The 25,158-nt window shown below is 38.1% G+C and carries 22 protein-coding genes and 1 tRNA gene; 8 read left to right on the top strand and 15 right to left on the bottom strand.

Annotation, left to right across the window (positions count from 1 at the left end; genetic code table 11):
- Position 1: 1 nt before the first annotated feature.
- The 4 genes from yycF to IGK81_RS02145 all read right to left on the bottom strand — a co-directional run bounded on the left by yycF (position 2) and on the right by IGK81_RS02145 (position 3,483).
- Complete coding sequence (gene yycF, locus IGK81_RS02160; protein WP_010720053.1) at positions 2-706, bottom strand: response regulator YycF; 705 nt, start codon at positions 704-706, stop codon at positions 2-4.
- Positions 707-949: 243 nt separating this feature from the next.
- Positions 950-1,639 (bottom strand): hypothetical protein, encoded by a 690-nt coding sequence (locus IGK81_RS02155; RefSeq protein WP_034699523.1) that lies wholly within the window; start codon positions 1,637-1,639, stop codon positions 950-952.
- 430 nt (positions 1,640-2,069) lie between these two features.
- A complete protein-coding gene (locus IGK81_RS02150; RefSeq protein WP_010738442.1) occupies positions 2,070-2,927 on the bottom strand; it encodes a DegV family protein in 858 nt (285 codons plus the stop codon).
- Entirely contained in the window at positions 2,917-3,483 is a 567-nt protein-coding gene (locus IGK81_RS02145; RefSeq protein ID WP_010720056.1) for a DUF1836 domain-containing protein, read from the bottom strand. The genes IGK81_RS02150 and IGK81_RS02145 overlap by 11 nt, the downstream gene beginning before the upstream one ends.
- A gap of 314 nt (positions 3,484-3,797) precedes the next feature.
- On the opposite strand from IGK81_RS02145, the gene IGK81_RS02140 reads away from it, so the two are divergent.
- The 3 genes from IGK81_RS02140 to IGK81_RS02130 all read left to right on the top strand — a co-directional run bounded on the left by IGK81_RS02140 (position 3,798) and on the right by IGK81_RS02130 (position 6,081).
- Positions 3,798-4,742: a tocopherol cyclase family protein gene (locus IGK81_RS02140; RefSeq protein ID WP_431393404.1), complete on the top strand. Its 945-nt coding sequence runs from the start codon at positions 3,798-3,800 to the stop codon at positions 4,740-4,742.
- Positions 4,743-4,990: 248 nt separating this feature from the next.
- A tRNA-Lys gene (locus IGK81_RS02135) sits at positions 4,991-5,063 on the top strand.
- A 418-nt stretch (positions 5,064-5,481) separates the two neighbouring features.
- On the top strand, positions 5,482-6,081 hold the full coding sequence (locus tag IGK81_RS02130) for an SOS response-associated peptidase (protein ID WP_034699519.1): 600 nt from the start codon (positions 5,482-5,484) through the stop codon (positions 6,079-6,081).
- 268 nt (positions 6,082-6,349) lie between these two features.
- On the opposite strand, the gene IGK81_RS02125 is transcribed toward IGK81_RS02130, so the two are convergent.
- From IGK81_RS02125 to IGK81_RS02100, 6 genes are all read right to left on the bottom strand, one after another.
- Positions 6,350-8,077: an ABC transporter permease/substrate binding protein gene (locus IGK81_RS02125; protein WP_010720060.1), complete on the bottom strand. Its 1,728-nt coding sequence runs from the start codon at positions 8,075-8,077 to the stop codon at positions 6,350-6,352.
- Positions 8,070-9,263 (bottom strand): quaternary amine ABC transporter ATP-binding protein, encoded by a 1,194-nt coding sequence (locus tag IGK81_RS02120; RefSeq protein ID WP_010720061.1) that lies wholly within the window; start codon positions 9,261-9,263, stop codon positions 8,070-8,072. Before IGK81_RS02120 ends, IGK81_RS02125 begins: the two co-directional genes overlap by 8 nt.
- 199 nt (positions 9,264-9,462) lie before the next feature.
- Positions 9,463-10,095, bottom strand: coding sequence for a GntR family transcriptional regulator (locus IGK81_RS02115; protein ID WP_010720062.1), 633 nt, complete (start codon positions 10,093-10,095; stop codon positions 9,463-9,465).
- 192 nt (positions 10,096-10,287) lie between these two features.
- The gene (locus IGK81_RS02110; RefSeq protein WP_010720063.1) at positions 10,288-10,410 is read right to left on the bottom strand and encodes a hypothetical protein; all 123 of its coding nucleotides are present in this window, start codon (positions 10,408-10,410) and stop codon (positions 10,288-10,290) included.
- The gene (feoB, locus tag IGK81_RS02105; protein WP_034699518.1) at positions 10,411-12,546 is read right to left on the bottom strand and encodes a ferrous iron transport protein B; all 2,136 of its coding nucleotides are present in this window, start codon (positions 12,544-12,546) and stop codon (positions 10,411-10,413) included.
- Positions 12,547-12,549: 3 nt separating this feature from the next.
- Positions 12,550-13,050 (bottom strand): FeoA family protein, encoded by a 501-nt coding sequence (locus tag IGK81_RS02100; protein WP_034699516.1) that lies wholly within the window; start codon positions 13,048-13,050, stop codon positions 12,550-12,552.
- A 408-nt stretch (positions 13,051-13,458) separates the two neighbouring features.
- Between IGK81_RS02100 and nrdH the strand changes: the two genes are divergently transcribed.
- From nrdH to nrdF, 3 genes are all read left to right on the top strand, one after another.
- Positions 13,459-13,683, top strand: a complete 225-nt coding sequence (gene nrdH / locus IGK81_RS02095) for a glutaredoxin-like protein NrdH (protein ID WP_010738447.1) — start codon at positions 13,459-13,461, stop codon at positions 13,681-13,683.
- 146 nt (positions 13,684-13,829) lie between these two features.
- Positions 13,830-15,989, top strand: coding sequence for a class 1b ribonucleoside-diphosphate reductase subunit alpha (nrdE, locus tag IGK81_RS02090; protein ID WP_010720067.1), 2,160 nt, complete (start codon positions 13,830-13,832; stop codon positions 15,987-15,989).
- A gap of 54 nt (positions 15,990-16,043) precedes the next feature.
- Positions 16,044-17,012, top strand: coding sequence for a class 1b ribonucleoside-diphosphate reductase subunit beta (nrdF, locus tag IGK81_RS02085; RefSeq protein ID WP_010720068.1), 969 nt, complete (start codon positions 16,044-16,046; stop codon positions 17,010-17,012).
- A 95-nt stretch (positions 17,013-17,107) separates the two neighbouring features.
- On the opposite strand, the gene IGK81_RS02080 is transcribed toward nrdF, so the two are convergent.
- Genes IGK81_RS02080 through IGK81_RS02060 form a run of 5 tightly spaced genes read right to left on the bottom strand, consistent with a single transcriptional unit; the run spans position 17,108 to position 21,726 of the window.
- Positions 17,108-17,812, bottom strand: a complete 705-nt coding sequence (locus IGK81_RS02080) for an SIS domain-containing protein (RefSeq protein WP_010720069.1) — start codon at positions 17,810-17,812, stop codon at positions 17,108-17,110.
- 44 nt (positions 17,813-17,856) lie between these two features.
- On the bottom strand, positions 17,857-18,651 hold the full coding sequence (locus IGK81_RS02075; RefSeq protein ID WP_010720070.1) for a PTS system mannose/fructose/sorbose family transporter subunit IID: 795 nt from the start codon (positions 18,649-18,651) through the stop codon (positions 17,857-17,859).
- Entirely contained in the window at positions 18,635-19,444 is an 810-nt protein-coding gene (locus IGK81_RS02070; RefSeq protein ID WP_010720071.1) for a PTS mannose/fructose/sorbose/N-acetylgalactosamine transporter subunit IIC, read from the bottom strand. Before IGK81_RS02070 ends, IGK81_RS02075 begins: the two co-directional genes overlap by 17 nt.
- A gap of 9 nt (positions 19,445-19,453) precedes the next feature.
- Entirely contained in the window at positions 19,454-20,413 is a 960-nt protein-coding gene (locus IGK81_RS02065) for a PTS mannose/fructose/sorbose transporter subunit IIAB (RefSeq protein ID WP_034699513.1), read from the bottom strand.
- The gene (locus IGK81_RS02060; RefSeq protein WP_034699511.1) at positions 20,410-21,726 is read right to left on the bottom strand and encodes an alpha-L-fucosidase; all 1,317 of its coding nucleotides are present in this window, start codon (positions 21,724-21,726) and stop codon (positions 20,410-20,412) included. Before IGK81_RS02060 ends, IGK81_RS02065 begins: the two co-directional genes overlap by 4 nt.
- Positions 21,727-21,914: 188 nt before the next feature.
- Here IGK81_RS02060 and IGK81_RS02055 point away from each other — a divergent pair, with 188 nt between their 5' ends.
- Positions 21,915-23,372, top strand: coding sequence for a rhamnulokinase (locus tag IGK81_RS02055; RefSeq protein ID WP_080704606.1), 1,458 nt, complete (start codon positions 21,915-21,917; stop codon positions 23,370-23,372).
- Positions 23,359-25,140: an L-fucose isomerase gene (locus IGK81_RS02050; protein WP_034699509.1), complete on the top strand. Its 1,782-nt coding sequence runs from the start codon at positions 23,359-23,361 to the stop codon at positions 25,138-25,140. Before IGK81_RS02055 ends, IGK81_RS02050 begins: the two co-directional genes overlap by 14 nt.
- The last annotated feature ends 18 nt before the right edge of the window (positions 25,141-25,158 follow it).

The raw sequence follows: 25,158 nt of genomic DNA, 5'->3' as shown, positions 1-25,158 counted from the left end.
ATTACTCCTGTTCTTGGTTACGTAAATAGTAACCAACACCTCGCCGTGTCACTAAATAATTAGGATGACTTGGATTATCTTCAATTTTTTCGCGTAGACGTCTCACGGTTACATCTACAGTTCGCACATCACCAAAGTAATCATAGCCCCACACGGTTTGCAGCAAATGCTCTCGTGTCATCACTTGTCCGATGTGTTTTGCTAAGTAAAAAAGCAATTCAAATTCACGATGCGTTAGTTCAATTGTTTCGCCTCGTTTCGTTACCATATAAGCATCCGGATGAATCGTCAGGTCACCAATCACGAGTTCAGAAGGGGCAATTTCTTCTACTTCTTTGGTAGCAGTTGCGCCACGACGAAGATTGGCTTTCACTCGAGCCACTAGTTCACGATTAGAAAAAGGCTTCGTCACGTAATCATCAGCACCTAATTCCAGTCCTAATACCTTATCGATTTCAGAATCTTTTGCAGTCACCATAATGATCGGCATGTCGTAGGTTTTCCGTACTTCACGCGCGACTTCTAAGCCATCCATTTTTGGTAACATCAAATCTAGCAAGATCAAATCAGGTTCCACCTCAGTGACTTTTTCTAAGGCTTCTTCCCCGTCATATGCAGTATAAACATCATAGCCTTCCTTGGCTAAATTGAATTTGACGATATCCGAAATCGGCTTTTCGTCATCGACAACTAAAATCTTTTTCATTAAAGAGCCACCTCTTTTTTATTATTGTCATACTCTCCCATTATAACGTATTTTCCAAGATGTTTCATCTTTGTAAAAAAAGCCTTACAGAAAACATACACTTCTCACTTGAATCCTCATTTTGTTTATCCTTTATTTGTTTTTGGTGACAAAAAATAAACGAATCAAAAAATAGCATTTTTTTCGATTCGTTTTACTGATTGATAGGGCTATTTTATTTTTTATAGAAAACGACGGTATTCATCAGTTATCTACAACTTGTACCGCAATTAATTCTTTGACATCTTCAGGATTGCCAGTCGGGATCGAAACAATCGTTGCTTGATCAAGGATTTCTTGTTCCTGCTTTTTCACTGCTGCTTGATCTCTTGGATCACCTTGAAAATGACTCGGAACAGGATAACAAGTGATCGTACCGTTATGATTGCTTGAATAAACAACTAAACTTTGATAACCATATTCTCCTGAAAGAGTAACCGTTTCAGTTGGAAAAGTCAAACTCGTGCTATCATAAGGATTGACTGCTGCTCCAGCAGCTGAATGTGACACATGAAGTTTAAAATTCCCACTGGATAAATCGGTTTTGTAATGTGTACCCATAACTGCTAACCAGACACGGGCATATTCAATTTGGTCGTTTGTATAGCCACTTAGCGGATCGGGAGTGACCATTGTTTCGGTGGTGCTGCTGATTGTCGTTGATGCGCTCGTTGTTTCATTTTGCGTAGTATTCGTATTTTTCGCGACAGACTGGGAATTAGTCGTAGTAGATTGGGTTTGTGATGATGCTTGTTTGGCTGAACTTGAAGAGTTAGTCATTGTTTGAGTTTCACTGGATGAAGCAGCCTTTGATTCTTCTGCTTTATTTCCTTTTGTGCCACAACCAACAAGAAGAAAAGCTGAAATAACCATTACAAATCCTACTTTTTTCATTTATACCACCTCTTTTTATTAATAGTTCGTATTATAACATTTTACGCTGCCAAATACATCGCTACTTAAGCTATATAATATTTATCTTTTTTTGTTTAAGTTGTAAGATGTTGATTTTTATCTTTCCTATCACTCAGAGTCATTCTTAGCTAAACGATCAAAAAGAGACTAAGGCAAAACTTGCCTCAGTCTCTTCTAGTATCTAGAAAAACAAATAAACGGTGAAACCAACATCTTCGAAAAATAAGCCGAAATTAACCAAAAATTTGGGAAGTGCCAAGTAGATAACAATTAACAGCAAACACTAGTATTTATGTTTCGTTTCAATTTTCGAAAATCCCTTCTTATTTCTCGATGCTAAACACTTTTATTCCAACCTCTTCTTTGCTATTTTAAGCTGTTTGACTTTGTTGAATAGCTATTTTTCTGATTACTTTTCTAATACTTGAACCCCGACGCCTAACAAACCAGGACCTGTATGAACAACAAGTGCAGGGGATATTTGACCAAAATAGATTTGTTGCGCTTGTGGAAATTCTTCTTTCAATCTCGCCATCATCTCAGTTGCTTCTTCTTTGGCGTCTCCATGCGCAACGGCTAAGTTAAAGACTTTAGCTGTTCCAACTCGTTCTTTCACATAGGAAACAGTTCGATCTAGACTTTTTTTACGACCTCTTGCTTTGCCCACTGTATAGTAAATGCCTTCATCATTACAAGAAATGATTGGATTTAATTTTAAAGCCGTTCCTAATATAGAAGCAACTAACCCAATCCTTCCCCCTTTTTGTAAATATTCAAGGGTTGCCACGTTAAAGAATACTTTGGTCTGTTTGACTAATTCATTGAGTCTTTCAATCAATAATGACCATTCCATTCCTTCTTCTAACCATTTAGCTGCTTGAATTGCTGAAAAGCCTGCTCCGATCCCAATGTTCTTAGTATCTAGTACATACGCTTCCAATTCTTCTTGTTGTTGGGCAATCAACCGAACGATGTTATACGTACCACTTAATCCACTTGAGATTGTCACTGCTAAGATTTTTTCATAGCCGTCCTGTTTGATCTGTTCAAAAATTTTGGTAATTGTTTCGCCATCAGGTAAAGATGTTCCTGGAATCTCTTGAGGTAATCTTTGATAGATTTCCTCCGGAGTAATATCAACTTTATCAGTATATACTCGATCTTTATAAATAATCTTTAATGGAATCACATACATTTGATATTTTTCAATTAGCTCTTGTGGAACGTCTGTCCCAGAGTCTACTAAAATCGCCACTTTATTTTTCATTTTTTTTCTCCTCAATTAAATACTCAGTTTCTAGACTAATCGTTTTTTCTGCCAACAATTTCATCGCAAATGACAAGGTCGCCGATCGAACTGCGATATATTCTACGGGTATTTCTTGCTCCAATATCTGTGGATAGACTTCTCCTTGAGCCAATTGGCTAACCATTTTGATGGCTTTTTCTTGTTCGTGACAAAATAGATTGTAGGCTTCACGGATACCAACCGTTTTCCCTTGAAAGAGGATTCCTTCTTTAATTTCGGGAATTGTCAGGACTTGCTTCAATGATGTAATTGCAATTAAAAATGCAACATGCTCTTTGTTGTATCGTTTTTTGATGGGCGCTGGAACTAGCCCTAATTTCACATAATTATTTACCATTGAAGAGGTCAACAATGGATGTTTCTCACCTCGGATAACAGGAGAAAGATAGCGATCAACTAACGTTCTGACCTGATCCATATAAAGTTCTAAATCAGGAAGTTCATCCCACTGAGGTAAATGATAATTTTCCAGTTCTTTTCCCCATTCAATTAATTGTTGTCGCATTTTTTCCATTACTTGTTCTCCTTTGTTGTTTTTACAAACATCTTATTAGAGTTATTAAAAACATCCAATCTAGTTTTTTTAACTAGGTAATTCAATTATATTAAATTTCTCGAGAAAATAAAACAATTTTACTTGCGAATACCTAAAATAAAACAATCTTTCCCTCCTTAAACAGATACCTTGGTTCTTTGTTTGCTATTTTTTCTTACTTTTCTGATTCCTTAAGACCTACGGATAGTAACTGGCTTACTTCTAAGCTTATTTGAAACCTTCAGTCCATTCGGCATGGTACACTGAATAAGAGTGAATGGAGGGAAATAAAGATGATTCCAACAGATAAATTTTTTCAAGGAGAAAACAAAACCCACCCTTTTTTTGAAGGATGGTATTTTAAACATCAAATCGGAAATAACGTTTATGCTTTCATTCCTGGCTATTCGATTGCGGAAAACGGAGAAAAGTCTCCCTTTATACAAGTAATCAGTCATGAACATTCCGAGATTTTTTATTTTGATAGTGCGCAACTCTTTATCGAAAAAGAACATTTTTTCATAAAAATTGGTGAAAATATCTTTAGTGAAAAGGGTATTTCTCTTTCGTTAACCAATGACAATCTGTCGATTCATGGAACGATTGATTATGGCGATTTTACACCTATCCATCGGAGCTACTATGCCCCTAGTATCATGGGCCCTTTTTCTTATTTCGCTTTTATGGAATGTTACCATGGGATATTAAGCATGAAACATTCACTACAGGGAGAATTAGTCTGGAATGATCAACCCATTGATTTTGATCAGGGGATTGGTTATGTAGAAAAAGATTGGGGCTCTTCTTTTCCTGCAACTTATGTATGGGCCCAGTGTAATCAATTTGAGACGTCCGATGCACGTTTTTTCTTTTCTGCAGCAGAAATTCCATTTCTTGGTGGACGTTTTTTGGGAATCATCGCAGTGTTGCAGATCCAGAGCGAAGAATACCGCTTTGCTACTTACTACGGAGCTAAAATTTTATCAATCGTCCAAGAAAAAGACTATTTAGTTATCACGATCAAACAACAACAGCTTAAATTAACACTGGCAGTCCTACAAAAAGACGGACATCCATTAATGGCGCCTCACAAAGGATTGATGAATCGAGTGATTCGTGAAAAAGCCAGTACAGAAATCTATATAACGTTACAAAAAAATAATGAAACGCTTTTGGAACAAAAAGGGATCGCAGCAGGATTTGAGGAAGTGGATCATTTGCATGGTTTTACCTACTAAAATAGGAGACCCGCCATTAAAAATGGCGGGAAGGAGTAAAAATGAAAAAGTGTTAGGGTTAGTTCTTTTGCAAGAACTTTTGTTGGTTGGTATGGTTATATCATACTGAGCATTTGTGAATAAACTATGAATGAATTTCTATAAAGACGTAAAGTTTTTTATGATTTTTTTTAAGCTAGTCTTGCATTTTAAAATCCACAGTGCTACTATTATTAAGTAATATTCAGTAAATATTTCATAAATTTATTGGGCCGTTAGCTCAGTTGGTAGAGCAGCTGACTCTTAATCAGCGGGTCGCGGGTTCGAGCCCCTCACGGCCCATTGGGTGCCAAACCCACGTCATCAGTACATTCTTGGCTACTTCGGTAGTTTCGAAAAGAGTGTACGTGATGACATTTTTTGTTTTTCGGATATATTCTTTTGATTGATCACTTAGTATTGTCCGGGGGAAAACTGCGAATGAATGAACTCCGCCAAACCTTCAATTAATTAAACCACATTGCTTCCTCTAACAGATCTCTTCATCGCAACCAAATGATAGCGTTTACTTTATTAACAAAGCATTTATCGTTACAATCTAATTAAAGTTTCAATGAAACAAAGTAAGTCTAGCCCTTTTGACGTATTACCAGAGAAATTCGTACACCTTGGGATCCTATTTAGTTGATGAGACAGCCTTTTGCCAACCATTAACTAACTATTGGATCGTTTTATCAACTAGTGATTGGAGGAAAAAATTATGTGTGGACGTTATTTTTTTGATTTAGCATCCGATGAACTGAAAAAGTATTATGAACAAGTAAAGCTACAGGCAGAAAGTCAGCAAATCCACATTGGAAAAAATGAAATTTTTCCATCGTACCATGTAGTAACATTAGGTCTTAATCAAGAATCCGCTGTTGTGCCAGGTATCACTCGTTGGGGCTTTACCGGTTTTAAAAAAGGACAGCTAATGATCAATGCTCGAGCAGAAACTGTGGAAGAAAAAAAGACATTCTCTCACCCTTTCAAAGAGACTCGTTGTGTTTTCCCAATGTCGGGTTTTTATGAATGGGATTCTGATAAACACAAAGTAATGTTCACTGACAGTCAAACGTCCGTCCTTTATGTCGGTGGTTTTTATCGAATCCATAAAAATGAAGCTGGATTTGAAACCGAATCAATCATTTTGACCACTCAACCAAGTCAATCAGTGCTTCCCGTTCATGATCGCATGCCCTTAATCCTAGCAAAAGAACAGATTAAAGACTGGCTTAATGATTTAGATTTTGCAAGGAGTCAACTGACAGCGAAGATGCCTGAGTTAAGTCGACGAAATGTAGACGAAAACCATATATAACCAAAAACAAACATGTACTGAAAAATACAATGAGCAAAATGCTTCTCAGATACTTCGGTTTGTTTTGAAGTGTTGAAGCATCATAACATTATTCAAATATTTACAAAAAATTGAACGAGCACCTCAATACTAGCTGTCTTGCACAAAAACTTCTAATATATTGGTACAAAAAATGAAACGTTCCAAAAATAGTAAAGACTATTTTCAGAACGCTTCATTATGATTTACTAGAGTTTGATCGAACTTTTCGTGATCAGTTACCTAAACATTATTCTTTCCAGCTATCGACTGTTTTTTGATTTTCTTTGATCCAGTCTTGCGCTGCTTGTTGTGGATCTTTTCCGTTATTGATTTCTAACATGACTTTTTCCATATCTTTTTCTGACCAGTGGAAATTATCTAAGACCTTATATGCTTCTGGTTGGTCTTCTTTTAATCCTTTGCGGACGATCGTATGGATTTCTTCAGCACTTCCCATAGCTTTTTTAGGATCTTCAAGATACTTCAAGTCATATTTAGCAAACATCCAATGTGGAGTCCAACCAGTAATAACGATTGGTTCTTTCTTTTTGATGGCTTGACCTAATGCCACTGTCATCGCACCTGAAGAAGAAGTTTCTACGGTCCAATCTTTTAAGTTGTCATATTGCTTGATTGTATTTTCAGCAGCATTGACGACTCCGGCACCAGGTTCAATACCGGTGATTTTCTTACCTGCTTGATTGGTTAATTCTTCAATCGAGTTGACATCCATATAGCTTGGAACAGCTAAGCCAACTTTAGCACCGGTTAAATTAGCACCTAGATCATTTATTTGGTCTTTGTACTGTGCATATTGAGAACCATGGGTTTTTGGTAACCAAGCAGCTACCATCCCATCTGATTCTCCTTTAGAAACAGATTCCCACATGATGGAATTATCTAATGGTGTGATCGACACATCATAGCCCATTCCTTTAAGTACTTCAGCAACTACATTCGTTGAAGCTACTTCAGTATCCCATTCTACATATGAAAGATTGATTTTTTTTGTTTCTTTGTTATTAGCTAAACTACCTAAGCCAATGGCACCTAAAATCACAACCACTACAGCTCCAATAATGATTCCTTGGCGTTTTTTACTTTTTTGTTTGTTCGCACCTGTCGCTTTTTTATTATTTGGTTGATTCAAATGTTGCGTAAAACGGTCAATGATGATCGCCAAGATAACTAAAGCTACCCCGTTAACAAATCCATTTCCGACTTGTGCACGTTGTAATGCTGACAAGACGCCACGACCTAATCCTGGCGCTCCAATCATTGAAGCAATCACGACCATTGAAAGTGACAACATGGTGGTTTGGTTGATCCCCGCCATGATCGTACTTTTAGCCAATGGTAATTCTAACTTGAACAGTTTTTGCCAACTGGTACTACCAAATGAATCAGATGCTTCCACCAATTCTTTTGGTACTTGGCGAATACCTAGATTTGTGAAACGAACAGTTGGTGGTAACGCAAAGATAACTGAGGCGAATACCCCTGGAACCATCCCGATCCCAAAGAATGCAACTGCTGGGATCAAGTAAACAAATCCTGGCATAGTTTGCATAAAGTCAAGGATCGGTTTGATGATACTTTGCGCTTTGCTGCTTTTTGCCATTAAGATTCCTAATGGTACACCAATAATGATGGAGATCATACTAGACAATAAGACAAGTGTCACAGTATTCATCAAATCAGACCATAACCCTTGATTGTAAATAAACCATAGACCGATCAACGTAAACAAGGTCAGTCCTGGACGTTTCTTAGAGATAAAGAATGCAACGACTGTTAATAAAAGGATGAACACTGGTGCTGGAATAACTAATAATAAATTAGTGATCCCAGACATCACTGCTTGCCCGATCGTTTGTAGAAAAGCAAATAATCCTGCAAACGTAGTCGTAAACCATTCTGTCAATTTTTCAACCCAATCTGCTACGGGTAATTGATAGTTTAATAAATTATTCATGTTCATTCACCTCACCTGATTCTGCTAATGCTTCAATCACACTTCCTCGAATGACAACCCCTTTAAGTTTACCGTTGTCAACGACTGCTAGTGGCGTAGGTGAATCATAAATAATATTGAAGATATCACTGACAATCATGTCTTTCCCAATGACAGTGACATTTTCATCTAAGAAATCAATCAACGGCCGTTTTTGGCGTCTGGCTTCTAGCGCTTGATCAGCTGTAATGATTCCTTTTAAGTTTCGTTTTCTATCGACTGCCATCAACATACTTACTTCTTCGTTGCGCATTCGAGTCAATGCCACATTCGGACCATCTGATTCAATATTGGTAGTCAATGCTGGAACCATGATATTTTGAGCTGTTAAGACTTTGGAGCGGTCCACTTCCTCCACAAATTCTCGAACATAATCGTTAGCAGGATTCGTTAAGATTTCTTCCCCTGTGCCGATTTGCATGATTTCACCATCTTTCATCAATGCAATACGGTCACCGATTCGCAACGCTTCGTTTAGATCATGGGTGATGAAAATGATCGTTTTTTGGACATTTGATTGTAATTCGAGTAGTTCATCCTGCATTTCACGGCGAATCAACGGATCAAGAGCAGAAAAAGCTTCATCCATCAATAAAATCTCTGGATCGTTGGCTAATGCTCGAGCTAGCCCCACACGTTGTTGCATCCCACCAGATAATTGATTTGGATATTGATCTTTAAATGAAAGCAAACTTGAGTTTTCAAGTGCTTGTTCTGCTTTTTGTTGGCGTTCTTCTTTCGGAACTCCTCGAACTTCTAAACCATATTCCGTATTTTCTAAGATCGTACGATGTGGAAATAACCCAAAGTTTTGGAAAACCATATTGATCTTGTGACGACGAACTTCACGAAGTTCTTCTTTACTCAATTTTGAGATGTCTTCTCCATCGATATAGATGTTTCCTGCTGTTGGTTCGATCAAACGATTCAATAATCGAATCAAGGTTGATTTCCCACTACCGGAAAGACCCATGATAACGAATATTTCGCCTTCTTGAACATCAAAGCTAGCATCGTACACACCGACCGTTGCGCCGGTTTTTTTCAATATATCTGTCTTCGGTTGATGATTCTTCATCATTTCTAAAGCTACTTGTGTCTTTTTACCAAATATTTTTGTTAAATTTTTTACTTCTACCTTTACCAAACAAATTTCTCCTTTTTTATGTTTATGTAAATTCATTTTACTTTCTGAAAAAAGTGACCACACTATACTAACATCGTGTAGTCACTTTGTCAAAAAGGAGACTTTTTTGTTTGCTTCCAAAATAAAAAAAACTTGAATAAAGCCCTAGCGGTTAGGCTTATTCAAGATTAAAATTTGATGATAAAAAATAATTAAAGGACTAGTTTTCTGGATAGAAGAAATTAGTCATTCTTTGTAAAGTAAATTCGTTTCCAATGAAATGTACAGTGTCACCCGCTGTGAATTTGGCATACGGTCCAGGTGAAACGAGCAACTCTTCTTTATGGGAAATCGCAATCACTGTCGCTCCTGTTGCTTGCCAAATATTCAACTCGCTGATGGAGCGGTCAAGATGGGTCGCTTCTTTCGTCAACGTTAATTCAAATGGCAATAAAGGATTCATCTTATGTATCCGTTTCGTTTGACTGACTAATTGATCTAATAATTGTGAAAAATGATCCAATTCTTCTTGTTGCTTTTCTACACTTGCCATAATTTCGGCTTTTGTTTCTTGGATCGATTGAACATCTTGGTATTGCAATAAAAAATCTTTGGCTTTCTCTTTTGAGGCAACGAATGCCCCACTGCCATGGCGAACCTCCATGATCCCTAGATCAACTAGCACATTGATTGCTTTTCTTGTAGTTTCAGGAGAAGCATTATATGTACTTGCTAAAGTGGATCTCGCATGGATCTTCTCCCCCACCTGATAACGGTTTTCCACGATTCGTTCAGCCAGATCAACTGCGATTTGTTGGTATCTTGGACGAACAATTTTTTTCTTTCCTGCCATTTATTCTCCTCTTCCTTCTCTTTTTCAGTTACATCTTACTATGGGAAATCAAAATAAGCAAAAAATCTTAAAAAGGTTTTAAGTCTGTTCCTTGGAGAAAAATCAAAAGAAACAGAATCAACCACTCAAAAAAACAACGAACGATGAACTGTTTTTCGATCATCACTCGTTGTTTTTATCATCTCACATCCGTTAGATTTTCTTTACTGGGCAAGCACTTTTACAGTCATCACACGTTTTTCCTGATTTGACACGTGAAAATACAATATAACCAGCACTGCCAAAGATCAATACACTTAATAAAAAAGTCGCCATTTAATTTCCACCTTCTAATGATAACGTCAAAATTTCTTGTTTCTTCTGCTGCTTTTTCAATAAAGCGTAACCTAATCCAATCAGAACCATACCTGCTAAATAAGTCGAAAATACGATAGAGCCGCCTTCTAATAAATGAGCGAACTGATAAATCATGAAGCTTACCAAGTAAGCAAACCCACATTGATAACCAACTGCGATCAGTGTCCATTTCCTTGAATTCATTTCACGATGGATCGCACCGATTGCTGCAAAACAGGGAGCACAAAGCAGATTGAAGGACAATAAGGAATAAGCAGCCGCGGAAGTATACGTAACTTGTAATGCTTGCCAAATCTCTCGACCATTTTCCGCTACTTCTTTGTGCCCAAACAAAATACCAAAAGTCCCAATGACATTTTCTTTGGCCACTAATCCAGTGATCGTAGCTACTGTTCCTTGCCAATTCCCCCATCCTAGTGGTTGGAAAAGAGGAGCCACAATCCGTCCAACACTTGCTAGAATACTTTGATCTTCCGTAACAGGTTGACCAAAAAAGTTATACGAAGAAGTAAACCAAATCAAAATACTTGAAACAAAGATGATCGTTCCTGCTTTTTTGACGAATGATTTACTGCGGTCATAGGTTTGGCGTAAAATCGTTGTTCCTTGTGGAAAATGATACGCTGGTAGTTCCATAATAAATGGTGCGGTATCGCCAGCAAATAACTTCGTCTTCTTCAACATGATCCCTGATAAAACGATGGAAGACATACCTAGAAAATAAGCAGAGGGTGCTACCCAAGATGTATGGGGGAAAAACGCTCCTGCTATCAAAGCAATGATTGGTAATTTAGCAGAACATGGCATAAACGTCGTGACCATAATCGTCAAGCGCCGATCTTGCTCATTTTCAATGGTTCGGCTAGCCATCACCCCTGGAACGCCACAACCTGTAGCAATCAACATAGGAATAAACGATTTTCCTGACAAACCAAATTTCCGAAATAAACGATCCATCACAAAAGCGATCCGTGACATGTAGCCACAATCTTCCAAGAAACTTAAACACAAGAACAAGACGATCAGCTGAGGTAGAAAGCCCAACACTGCGCCTACCCCTGCTATGATTCCATTGAGGATCAATTGTTGCATCCACTGTGCCACTTGCCAGTTGACCAGTACCTGTTCGACGTGTTGTGGCAACCAGCTGCCAAATAACGTGTCATTGATCCAATCGGTTCCCATTGTTCCGATTGTTTGAATCGCTAAATAATAGATCAGCCACATGACAAAAGCAAAAATTGGTAAAGCGAACCAGCGATTAGTAACGATTCGATCGATTTTATCACTGATGGACAAGCGAAATGAATCCGTAGACACGACACAAAGTGCAGTAAGTTGCGTTAGCCATTCATATCGTTCATTAATAACTATTGTTTCGCTATCTTCATCAAATAGTCTCTCTGTCAGACGAATCAGCTGCTCAATTTCTTTTTCTTGTTTTGTCGTTATTGTTTGTTTTTCCCATAACTGTGGATCACGCTCAAAATATTTGATGGCAGACCAGCGTTGAAAAGGCTGATCTTTTCCTAATATCTCTTCGATTTCATGGATTGCAGCTTCTAGTCGATCGTCATAATTAGTTAGTAAGGATACCTTCTGTTCTTTTGGCTGCTTGAGGGCGTCAATGATTTTCTTCGTGAGTTTATCCAACCCTTCTTTTTTCAATACACTGATAGGAACCACAGGTATGCCTAAACCATAACTTAATTTTTCGACATTGATTTTTTTGCCATTTTTTTTAATGATATCCATCATATTCAGTCCGATAATGATGGGGATGCCTAGATCTAATAATTGTGCAGTCAGATAAAGATTTCTTTCTAAATTTGTGGCATCGACAATATTGATGATCAGATCAGGACATTCGTTGGTCAGATAATCTCTCGCAATTACTTCTTCAGGTGTATAAGGTGACAGGGAATAGATTCCAGGTAAATCTTGAATCTTGATTATCGGATTCTTCTTCATTTTTCCTTCTTTTTTTTCCACCGTTACCCCTGGCCAATTCCCTACGTATTGTTTAGCACCAGTTAAGGCATTGAATAAACTACTCTTTCCACTATTAGGGTTACCAACTAAAGCTACCTTCATTTTTTACACCTCTTTTTGCACAAGGATCAACATTGCTTCTTCTTTACGAAGCGTTAACTCATACCCTCGCAAGGTAATTTCTAACGGATCTCCTAGTGGTGCTAATTTTCTTACGGTCAAAGGAACATTTTTCGTTACGCCCATATCCATCAAACGCCGTTTAACAGCGCCTTTTCCATGTATCCCTACAACGATTCCTCGTTCTCCAACAGTCAGTTGATCTAATGAAGTCCAGTTATCCTTAGAAAGTTCGTTCTTTTTCACTAAAATTTGTTTAAACAACCCTCGATCGATCGCGATCCGATTATTTTTTAGCAGGACGATTCCATTACTTCCTGATCGATTGATAACAACGAGTTTACTTCCAACGATTATACCGAGATTTTGCAAATGTTTTTTGACTGCTTCACTCGTTTGCAATTTTTCAATTTGGTAAACAAGATTTAGCTTCGCTTCTTCTAAAGGGACAGTGGCATCTAAAGATAAAGTAGCATTCAAATTCATAAATCGATTTTCATCTCCTTCTTGTGAAAAACATCATGATAGTTCTTTCTATTTATTTTTCCTAGTATTTACTTCATTTATCAACATACATTGAGAATCATTCTCAATAAGAATACTCTCGTTACTTGATAAAGTCAACGAACGTTGTGATTTTATGAGCGAACTTTCATTTAACCACTTAATAAGGAAATAAAAAAATCTTTTCGGGGATTTTTCCACAACCTTCACTGTACTAAAACAAGTATTTTTTCCCCTGTTACTTGTTTTCAGCTGTTTTTCAAAAACCACAAAACATAGTATTCCACAGTTTCCACAACACAAGATGTAGTGTTTGTTGTTTGACTTTTTTACTAATAGTTTTATACTATTCATTATAGAGAAACAAGAGCTGTGGAGGAGGCAATACACATGAATGTCAAAATATTTTCTAAAAATAATTGTATGCAATGCAAGATGGTCAAACGCTTTTTAACTGACAACCAAATCGATTTTGAAGAAGTTAATATCGACGAACAACCAGATGCAATTGAATGGTTAAAAGCTCAAGGATTCCAAAGTGTTCCTGTTATCACGTCAGATGCACAAACGGTGATCGGGTTTCGACCAGATCAACTTCGCAAACTTGCTAGTTAGTCACCAGTCAATCGAAATGGAAAAGAACGTAGAATTGGATTTGATGGAATTGAGGCACTTGTTTTTGCCGTAAACTCCCCAAATCCTTTTTTACAGCACGAAACAATATTCACTATCAAAATATGGAATGAAGGTTGGGCGTACTTATGAGTCTTAAGCAGTTAAAAGATGTTAGTTACTTTAAATTAAACAATGAAATCAATCGACCAGTAAATGGTCAGATCCCGCTAAATAAAGATAAAGAAGCGCTAACCGCTTTTTTTGAAGAAAATGTCAAACCAAACACGATGACGTTTGCAACAGCAATGGATAAAATCAATTATTTGATTGAAAACGACTATTTAGAGTCAGAATTTATCCAACTGTACTCTGCTGAATTTATTGAATCACTTTATCAATTTTTAGCAGAACAACACTTTACCTTTAAATCATTTATGGCTGCCTACAAATTTTATTCACAATATGCGTTAAAAACGAATGACGGGACTGCTTATCTTGAATCTTATGAAGATCGAGTAGCTTTCAACGCACTTTATTTTGCTAATGGTGATGAACAATTGGCGTTGTCTTTAGCAGATGAAATGATCCACCAACGTTACCAACCTGCTACCCCTTCTTTCTTGAATGCCGGTCGGAAACGTCGTGGGGAACTCGTTTCTTGTTTCTTGACACAAGTAACTGATGATATGAACTCTATCGGTCGTTCGATCAACTCTGCTTTACAACTATCACGTATCGGCGGTGGTGTTGGGATCACTCTTTCAAACCTACGTGAAGCAGGGGCACCGATCAAAGGTTATGAAGGAGCAGCAAGTGGTGTTGTCCCTGTTATGAAATTATTTGAAGATAGTTTTAGCTATTCAAACCAATTAGGTCAACGTCAAGGTGCTGGTGTCGTTTATTTGAACGTCTTCCACCCAGATATCATTGCTTTTCTTTCTGCCAAGAAAGAAAATGCAGATGAAAAGATCCGAGTAAAGACACTTTCACTTGGTGTAATCGTTCCTGATAAATTTTACGAGTTAGCTCGTAAAAATGAAGAAATGTATCTTTTCAGTCCTTATAGTGTGGAAAAAGAATATGGCGTGCCATTTTCTTATGTCGACATCACTGCTGAGTATGATCATTTAGTAGCGAATCCTAATATTCGGAAACAAAAAATCAAAGCACGTGAACTTGAAAATGAAATTTCGAAATTACAACAAGAATCCGGTTATCCTTATATCATCAATATTGATACAGCGAATCGTGAAAATCCAGTTGACGGAAAGATCATCATGAGTAACTTGTGTTCGGAAATCCTACAAGTTCAAACACCTTCTGTTATCAATGGAAAACAAGAATATGAAGTATTAGGAACGGACATCTCATGTAATCTCGGTTCGACTAACATCGTTAACTTGATGGACAGCCCTGATTTTGGTCAGTCTGTGCGTACGATGACACGGGCATTGACTTACATCACAGATGCTTCCGATATCGATGTTGTCCCTCCAATCCAAAATGGAAACAAATTGAATCATACGATCGGACTAGGAGCAATGGGCTTGCACACTTTCTTTGCGAAGGAACAAATGGCGTATGGCTCTGAAGAATCCTTAGATTTCACAAATATTTACTTTATGCTTTTAAATTACTGGACATTAGTTGAAAGTAATACGATTGCTCGTGAAAGAAAACAAGTCTTCCATAACTTTGAAAAATCTGCTTATGCAGATGGAAGCTATTTTGATAAATATGTTACTGGAGAATTCCAACCAAAATCTGATAAAGTAAAAGCTTTATTTGAAGGAATCTTTATTCCAACTGCTGAAGATTGGGAAAACTTAAAACAAGCGATCATGACCGATGGTTTATACCATCAAAATCGTCTAGCTGTAGCACCGAATGGTTCGATTTCTTATATCAATGACACTAGTGCAAGTATTCATCCGATTACACGCATGATCGAAGAGCGTCAAGAAAAGAAAATCGGGAAAATCTATTACCCAGCGCCTTATCTGTCAAATGAAACAATTCCTTACTATACTTCAGCTTATGACATGGACATGCGAAAAGTCATTGACATTTACGCAACTGCTCAACAACATGTAGATCAAGGAATGAGTTTAACCCTATTTATGCGTTCTGAAATCCCAGAAGGTCTATATGAATGGAAAACAACGACTAAACAAACAACACGTGATTTGAATATCTTACGTCACTACGCTTTCCATAAAGGCATCAAATCAATTTATTACGTTCGGACGTTTACTGATGATGCAGAAGAAATCGGCAGCAATCAATGTGAAAGTTGTGTCATCTAAAACAAGTAAGCAAAAAATGAACAGACAGGTAATTTAAATAAAGGAGCATTTTTCATGTCAGAAACTTACTATGAAGCAATAAACTGGAATGAAATTGAAGATATCATTGATAAATCTACGTGGGAGAAACTAACTGAACAATTTTGGTTAGATACCCGTATTCCTTTGTCTAATGATTTAGATGACTGGCGCACACTGTCACAGTTAGAAAAAGATACGGTTGGCCATGTCTTCGGTGGACTGACTTTACTCGATACTGTCCAATCAGAAAGCGGAATGGATCAGCTGCGTAAGGATGTCCGTACGCCGCATGAAGAGGCTGTATTGAACAATATCCAATTTATGGAATCGGTCCATGCAAAAAGCTATTCTTCCATTTTTAGTACATTGAATACAAAAAAAGAAATCGAAGAAATCTTTGAATGGACGAATACAAATCCTTATTTACAAAAAAAAGCGGAACGTATCAATGAAATCTACAAAAATGGCACACCTTTAGAAAAGAAAATCGCTAGTGTGTTCTTAGAAACATTCTTATTTTATTCCGGCTTTTATACTCCTCTTTATTATTTAGGAAATAATAAGTTAGCGAATGTAGCAGAAATCATCAAATTGATTATTCGAGATGAATCAGTTCATGGAACTTACATTGGCTACAAATTCCAATTAGGTTACAATGAACTATCCGAAGAAGCACAAGAACAGTTAAAAGACTGGATGTACAATTTATTATATGAATTGTACGAAAATGAAGAACGTTATACCGAAGAACTGTATGATCCAATCGGTTGGACGGAAGAAGTGAAAACATTCTTGCGCTACAATGCCAATAAAGCATTGATGAACTTGGGAATGGATCCACTTTTTCCAGATACAGCAAATGATGTCAATCCGATCGTGATGAACGGTATCTCTACCGGTACCAGCAACCATGATTTCTTCTCACAAGTGGGAAATGGCTACCTCTTAGGGCATGTGGAAGCAATGCAAGATGACGATTATTTGATTGGTTTAGATGACTAAATAGGAAAAGAACGTTTAAGCGTTGGGTTGTCCCCACCTTAAACGTTCTTTTTTATGTGCTTTTTCTCAGTCAATCATTTGATATGTTCATGAAACTAAATATGGAAAATTCTCTCTGCATACTGGTCTTCGATTTTTAGATTTCGTTCGTGTCCCCCATCGATATTCGCACTTAAATAAACTGGCGGTTCAAAACCTTGAGCAACCATTCGCTCAATGGCTTCTAACATCGTTTGTTGGAGTAACAATGTAGCCGCATATGTCGAAGTCCCGCATACTTTGGTCTCTAATCCATCAACAGGTAATACCGCATCACCATAAACAGAGTGGTTATCTAAAACAACATCCGCAAATTCATACAATAACTTTCCACTTTCATGTCGTGAAGTGGATGCTTTAGAGGCAGCCAATGCCGTGACCACGATCAATTTATTTCCACGCTTTTTGATTTCCTCAGCCATTTCAATTGCCATGGGGTTTCTTCCAGAATTAGAAATCAGGAAAAAGACATCATTGGGATGGATGGACACTTTGTGCATGAGTGTTCGTCCGACACCAGCATGTTGTTCATACATGCCCCCCGCAGGATCTAAAATCAGTTTTGACGGTATCAATCCACCTGCACGCCCACTGATTTCTAGCGCTGCTGCATGGGAATGTCCGCTACCAAAAGCCTGCGTAATCCCACCGTTCATAATTCCATCGGCTACGATTTGGGCTGCTTTCGTTATATTTTCTGTTTCATACTTCTCTAATGTTTCAGTTAATTTTTTACATTCTTCAAAAAATGCGAGTGTCATAAGGCTCTCTCCTTTTTATGATTATTCCTCATTTAGTTAGAAAATCACATGATTCCGAATACTCTTAATAAGATCGATAACACCATGATCGCTAAAATCGCTCTTGTTGAATTAAAGTATTTTTTGCCTAACAACCAATAAATGACACCCACTAAAAGGGCTGGAATCATCATCGGCATGATCTGATCTAGTGTTTCTTGAAGGTTAAGTTCGACATCTCCCGTTTTAAAGGTCCAAGTAATTTGGGCATTGATCACCGATGGAATCATGGCACCAATCACCGTGACCCCTAATAAAGTAGCAGCATTGGTCAACGCATTCAAATGTCCGGACATACTAGTCACTAATTTCACGCCTTGAGTATAACCTATTCTTACAGAGAAAAATCGAAAGACTAAAATCGCCAGATTTACTAATACCCAAACAGCAACTCCGATCGCATTTCCTTGTAGAGCTAAATAGGAAGCCACTGAACCAAAAACAGTTGGGAACAATACCCCAAAAATCGTATCCCCCACACCAGCAAATGAACCCATTAATCCAGTTTTCAAACTAGACACCGTATCTTTTGATTGTTTGCCTTCCGCTTCTTCAGTAGCGATATCGATTCCCAAAATAAAACCGCCCATATGTGGTGTGGTATTAAAAAATTGACTTTGCATGTTCATCATGGCAATCTTGGTTTCTTCATCGTCGCCGTAGAGTTTTTCGATGATCGGTAACATGGAGTACAAATAGCCCCCACCCATCATTCGCTCATAGTTCCAAGACAATTGGCTACCATACAACCAATTGATACTTACTTTATCTAGGTCTTTTTGATTAATCTTCGTACTCATCAGCACTTAATCCTCCTTTTCCATTTGCATCAGCTTGAGCCACTTGTGTCAGATTGTTTTGCTTTCCGATCAAATTCTTAAATTGTAAAATGGCTAAAGCCAATCCTAATAAAGCCACGCCAAACATAGGCATCTTTAAGTAAGCAACTGCCAAAAACCCAATCATCAAGTACGTAATGAAATTTTTAACTGGTAAAAATCTTAATAAAATGGCGATACCGACTGCTGGTAACATGCCTCCTGCAACTGCCAACCCGCCAGTCAACCATTCTGGAATTACATCTGAAACAATTTGAATCACTCGGTCACCAAAACTAAAGACGATAAAAATAGGAACGCCTCGTGATAATCCCCAACTCATTGCTCCCAACAAGTGATAAATTCTTATTTTTTTAGTATCAGCTAAACGAATATTTTTATCGATTCTCTTTTGAAAGAACACATTGCAAAAACGAGCAAAAATATCTAACTGGATCATCAACAATGCTACTGGTACAGCTAATCCGATACCAAATTCCACACCTCTTCCACTCGTAATCGCAAAAACAGTTCCCACGATCGAAGCGGTCATATAATCTGGGACACTTGCTCCTCCATAAGCTTGAATCCCCAACCCCATTAATTGCAATGTCGCACCTACTGCCAATCCAGTGGTCAGATCCCCCATTACTAAACCTGTAATGGTACCTACGATCAGTGCTTGGTTAGCAATCACATTGATCCCTAAATTTTCGATGATGACATAAAATCCTAACAGTGATAATACGATGATTTGCCAAATTTCTATATTCATTCGTTCCCCCTACTTTCCGTAAAATTGTGAAAATCGTTTTTCTTCTTCCATTGGTACCATTTGTGCCGTCACAACGACTCCTGCTTTTTCCAACTCTAAAATCTTCGCGATTTCTGCTTCGGTTAAAAAGACGGATTTTTTGATTTGAAGGGTTCCTTCTCTCGAACTGGCATTGCCTAAATTAAATGATTCAATTGGTACACCCGCATCGATCAAATCAAAGATCGTTTGAATCTTTTTGGTAAGCAACATGATTTTTTGATCTTGATAAATCCCTTCTTTTAACCGTTTTGCAGCGGTAACCGTTTTCAATATACTCAATTTGATACCACCAGGAACAGCAGCTTTTAAAGAGGCCTTAGCAATTGGATCATTGACCACTCCATCATCAACGATCATAACTCTTGTTGTTCCCATTTTCCCTAACCAAAGTGTCGCTACTTGACCATGGATCAACCGTTCATCCAATCGGACATGGCTGATCCCCAATTCACTCATTTTGTTGGAAACGGAAGCCACAACTGATGGTTCAGTCTCTGCTGTGTTCGATGGTAAATCCGCTGCGGTGCTTCCAAGGGACGTTTTAATCCCTTGAACACCGACGGTCGAAATATTCTGAACGATTTCATTCAGTGAAGCCTTAGGATTAAAGCGTTCGCTATAAGCTTGAAGAAGCATCGGAATATTCAAACCAGAAACAATTTCGATTTTTCTGCTTCCTTCTTCTTTCAGCTGGTTCAGCTGATTAAAAGGTGTCCCACTCCATAGATCAACTAAACACAACAGTTCATCATCAACGGAATACTTCGCTAACACCTGTTCCACTTGGTGGCGAAACTCTTCTGGACTATTTTCAGGCATCAATACACACACATCTACCTGTTCTTGTTCTCCAAAGATCATGTCTCCCGTTTGCTTTACGCCTAAAGCGAACTCGCCATGGCTTGCAAGAATAATGCCGATACTCATTTTTCTTCCTCCTTTAGTGTTAATTCAATCACTGGGATCAATTCATTTGGTTCTTTAATCGGAATGTTTAGCATCAACATGCTCGGGTCAAGCGCCTCCTTCACATGAACTTCAGTAATCTCTTTGTATAAATTAGTTGTCGCTTTTCTTTCTCCTCCTAAATGCTTCGTATCGACAAACCGAATCTCGGAACCATCATTGAGCAGTTTCGCAAACTTCACTTTCCCACCTAATTCTGGTAATAAAATCGTTCGATAAGGCCAACTAAAAATGTGAAGATATAATTTATTTCCTTTTTGAGTGTATCGACAATCTTGAGGTGGTGTAAAACTAGATAACCCCGCACCGTAAATCGCTTTTCCATGTTTTCGTAGCCATTGACCAACAGAACTTAAAATGCTATCGCTATTGTCATCCCACTCTCCTCGTGCGTTTGGTCCAATATTCATCGTGAAATTCCCACCTTTGGAGACAGTATCCACTAGTTGTTTCGCTACCATTTCACTCGTTTTGAAATTAAGATTGTCCCGATCGTAACCCCAACTATTATTTAAGGTTTGAACGGTTTCCCATACCTCTTCTTCGTTGTCCATTGCCTTACTTCTAGCAAATTGTTCTGGGGTAAGTACACCACGATGTAAGTCTAACCGGTCATTGATCAAAATATTGGGTTGAATCTCATGGATCATTTTTTCTAATTCAACACTACCCCAATCTTGCGCCCCTTTACCGACCGAAGTCCCCCAATCTCTGCTTTTATAAGAAAAATCAAACCATAGATAGTCAATCGTACCATAACTTGTCAATAATTCTCTGACTTGATTTGCCATAAATTGGCGATAATTTTCCATGTTGCCAGGATGTTGTTCGATATAGGTTGGATTATTTCTCATTGGATGATAGCCATCTACTAAGAAATCTGGATGATGCCAGTCTAATAGAGAATAATAAAGACCAATCTTGATCCCCACTTCACGAAATGCTTCAATCAATTCTCCTAACAAATCTCTTTGATACGGTGTTTTTCCTATATGATATTCTGTTTCTTTTGTATGCCATAAACAAAAGCCATCATGGTGTTTTGCTGTAATAATGACATACTTAAAACCTGCTTCTTTGGCTTTTTGGGCCCATTCATGTGGATCTAATAAATCAGGATCGAATTGATCCAGATATTTTTGGTAATCTGCTACACTGATTTCTTCTAAAGTCTGGACCCATTCATGTCTTCCTGCCACTGAATACAATCCGAAATGAATAAATAAACCATATCGACTCTCAGAAAACCATTTTCGTTCACTATTTACACTCATTTTTTTCCTCCGTTAACATTTCTATTTGATTTAACCAAAGTATAACGAGCAATTTAAAACGTTTCCATACTTGAATAATTTGTTGACATTTATTCAAAAAATGATTCACGCGAAAATATGTAAGCGTTCTATTGTATGATTATAACCGAAGCAGATTTGCTATCCACTTAGAAAAGGAGGAAAAATCTATGAGTACGATCTTAGCCTTTGATTTAGGTGCTACCAGTGCGCGAGGTATCGTTTTTTCCTTAATGAATGGTCAAATCAAGGAAGAAAAAGTTTATCGTTTCACTGATTACCAAGTGATTGATCCCAACAAAGATGAAATCCATTGGAATATTGAGAAAATCATGACGAATATCAAGGAAATCATTACTTTAGCAACTACAGAATATGTCATTGAAAGTATCGGCATCGATACATGGGGCTGTGATTTTGGTTTGATAGATAAAAAAGGACAGCTAGTGCTACCACCACTTTGCTATCAAACTATGCTGAAAGAACCTAATTTACATTATGGTGGAGATTTACCAACTCACTTTCACGAACGTACAGGGATTCCAAATGCATCGATCAATACCAGTTCCCAACTACTCTACTTGAAAGAACATTATCCTGAGCAGCTAAATAAAGCAAGTACTCTTTTGATGATGCCTGATCTGATCCATTTTTTATTAACAGGTACGATCTTAACAGAATCTTCGATCGCCTCAACGAGTCAATTATTCGATATCGATAAACATCAATGGGCATCCGACCTTATTGAACAATTAGGGATTTCCCCTTCCTTGTTTTCAACGATCGTTCTTCCATATACAAAAATCGGTTTGATAAATCTAGCCGGAAAACAACTCCCGATTCATTCGGTGATGTCCCATGATACTGCTAGTGCGATCTTTGCTTTACCAACCAACGATCACTCTTGTTTCTTTTTATCCTCTGGCACCTGGTCTGTTCTAGGAGAAAAATCAGAAAGAGGAATTTTGGTCAATCACCCATTAGATACGAACTATTCTTATGAACAAGCCGGTGATGGAAAAATATTAAAACTCAAAAACATGTTAGGAATGTGGTTCATTGAGGAAGCTTTAGCGTTCAGCAATCAAACCCAGTCAATCACGATCCAACAGATCCAAGACATGCTACTTACTGCTGAGCCGATTCATTTTTTCTTTGATAACGAACATCCTGAATTTTTGAGTAAAGGTCAATTTGTAAAAAAATTGCAGCAATACGGAAACCAACATCATTTTTCATCAATTGAAGAGCCACAACAATTGTTTTTAGCCATCTATCAAAATCTAGCATTTAAATACGCTGAAACGTTCGATAAATTAGCAGGTTCCGCTCCTTTCACTAAGCTATATTTATTTGGTGGTGGGAGTAAATCACACTTTTTGACTCAACTAACAGCCAATTTAACGCAAACGACGATAGAGGTCTGCTATTCAGAAAATTCAGCTTTAGGCAATGCGTTGGCCCAATTTTTAGCGATTAAAGCAATCAAAAATAGAGACGAATTAGTTACGCTCGTTACAGAAAATTATCCACCAATTTCTTTTTTCCCAGAAGTTTCGACACCCTTTGAACAAACGTACATCAACTATAAACAATTTATGAGGAGGAATATCAATGAATTATCCTAAAATCGGCATTAGACCTACGATCGATGGCAGACAAGGAGGCGTCCGTGAATCATTAGAACAACAAACGCTGGACATGGCTCGTCGAGCAAAAGAATTGATCGAATCATCCCTTTATTACATGGACGGCACCCCAGTACAGTGCGTTTTACCAGAACAAACGATTGGCGGTTACGCCGATGCCAGCTTTGTGGACGATGATTTTGCCCGTCAAGATGTGGTTGCTACCTTAACGGTGACACCTTGCTGGTGCTATGGCACAGAAACGATCGATTTACGACCAGATACCTTTAAGGCGATTTGGGGATTTAATGGTACAGAAAGACCAGGAGCTGTTTACTTAGCTGCCGCTATGAGTGGCTATGCTCAAAAAGGAATTCCTGCCTATAAGATCTATGGTGAACAAGTCCAAGATAGTGACGACAAGTCGATTCCAGCTGACGTCCAAGAAAAAATCTTACTCTTTGCACGTGCTAGTGTGGCGGCTGGGGAAATGAAAAACAAATCTTATGTGAACATTGGTGCTTCTTCGATGGGAATTGCCGGTAGTCAAATCAATCAAACCTTTTTTGAAAAATATCTAGGAATGCAAGTCGAATATGTGGATATGACTGAAGTCTTACGTCGAATCGAACTAAATATCTTTGATCCGAAAGAATATGACACCATTAGAACTTGGATCAAACAATATTGTCAGGAAGGAATCGATATCAATGCAGGCAAGTCATTCCCTGAAGTCATTACAAAATCACGCTATATCGCTGAAGAAGATCAGTGGGACTTTATTGCCAAACAAACACTAATCGTTCGTGATCTTTTATTTGGCAACCCTGAACTAGCCAAATTGGGTTGGCTGGAAGAAGCAAAAGGCAGAAATGCCATTGCTGGAGGGTTCCAAGGACAACGACAATGGACCGACTGGCTACCCAATGGCGATTTTATGGAATCTATTTTAACCAGTACTTTTGACTGGAACGGCCCTAAACAACCCGTCTCATTCGCTACTGAAAATGATACCTGTAACGCTGCTGCTATGTTATTTGGCTCTTTATTGACCAATAAAGCACCGATTTTTTCCGATGTCAGAACCTATTGGAGTGCGGAGTCAGTGGAAAGAATCACTGGGCACAAATTAACGGGTAAAGCACAACATGGCTTAATCCATCTACTGAATTCAGGTGCGAGTGCTTTAGATGGCAGTGGTGGAAGTATCGATCACGAAGGTAATCCAACGATGAAAGAATTTTGGAATATGACGAAAACCGATATCCAAGCCTGCTTGGAAAAAACAAAATGGTGTCGTGCTAATTATGAATACTTTAGAGGTGGTGGCTTCTCCAGCCAATATCATCTACAAGCAGAATTACCTTTAACGCTCATTCGTTTGAATATCGTTGAGGGTGTGGGACCAACTTTACAAGTAGCAGAGGGTTATTCCTGTTCATTACCTGATGAAGTCCATGACATCTTAAACGAACGAACCGATCAAACATGGCCAACACTCTGGTTTGCACCAAACTTAGGTGAAAAAGGCTTTGAAGATGTGTATACGATGATGAACCACTGGGGAAGTAACCATGGCGCTAGTGTCCACGGTCACGTAGGCGCAGAACTACTGACATTAGCCAGTATGCTTCGCATTCCCGTTTCACTTCACAACGTACCTAGTGAAAAAATCTTTAGACCCCACGCCTTTTCTGGTTTCGGAACAAAAGATTTAGAAGCAGCTGATTTCAATGCTTGCCAATCATTTGGCCCCTTTTATAAATAAGATGATGGAAGAAGGATT

Origin of the sequence: Enterococcus sp. DIV0703 (assembly GCF_051711065.1) — a bacterium.
In the GTDB taxonomy this organism is placed as follows: Bacteria; Bacillota; Bacilli; order Lactobacillales; family Enterococcaceae; genus Enterococcus_B; species Enterococcus_B hirae.
This window is presented reverse-complemented; position numbering and strand designations above follow the sequence as displayed.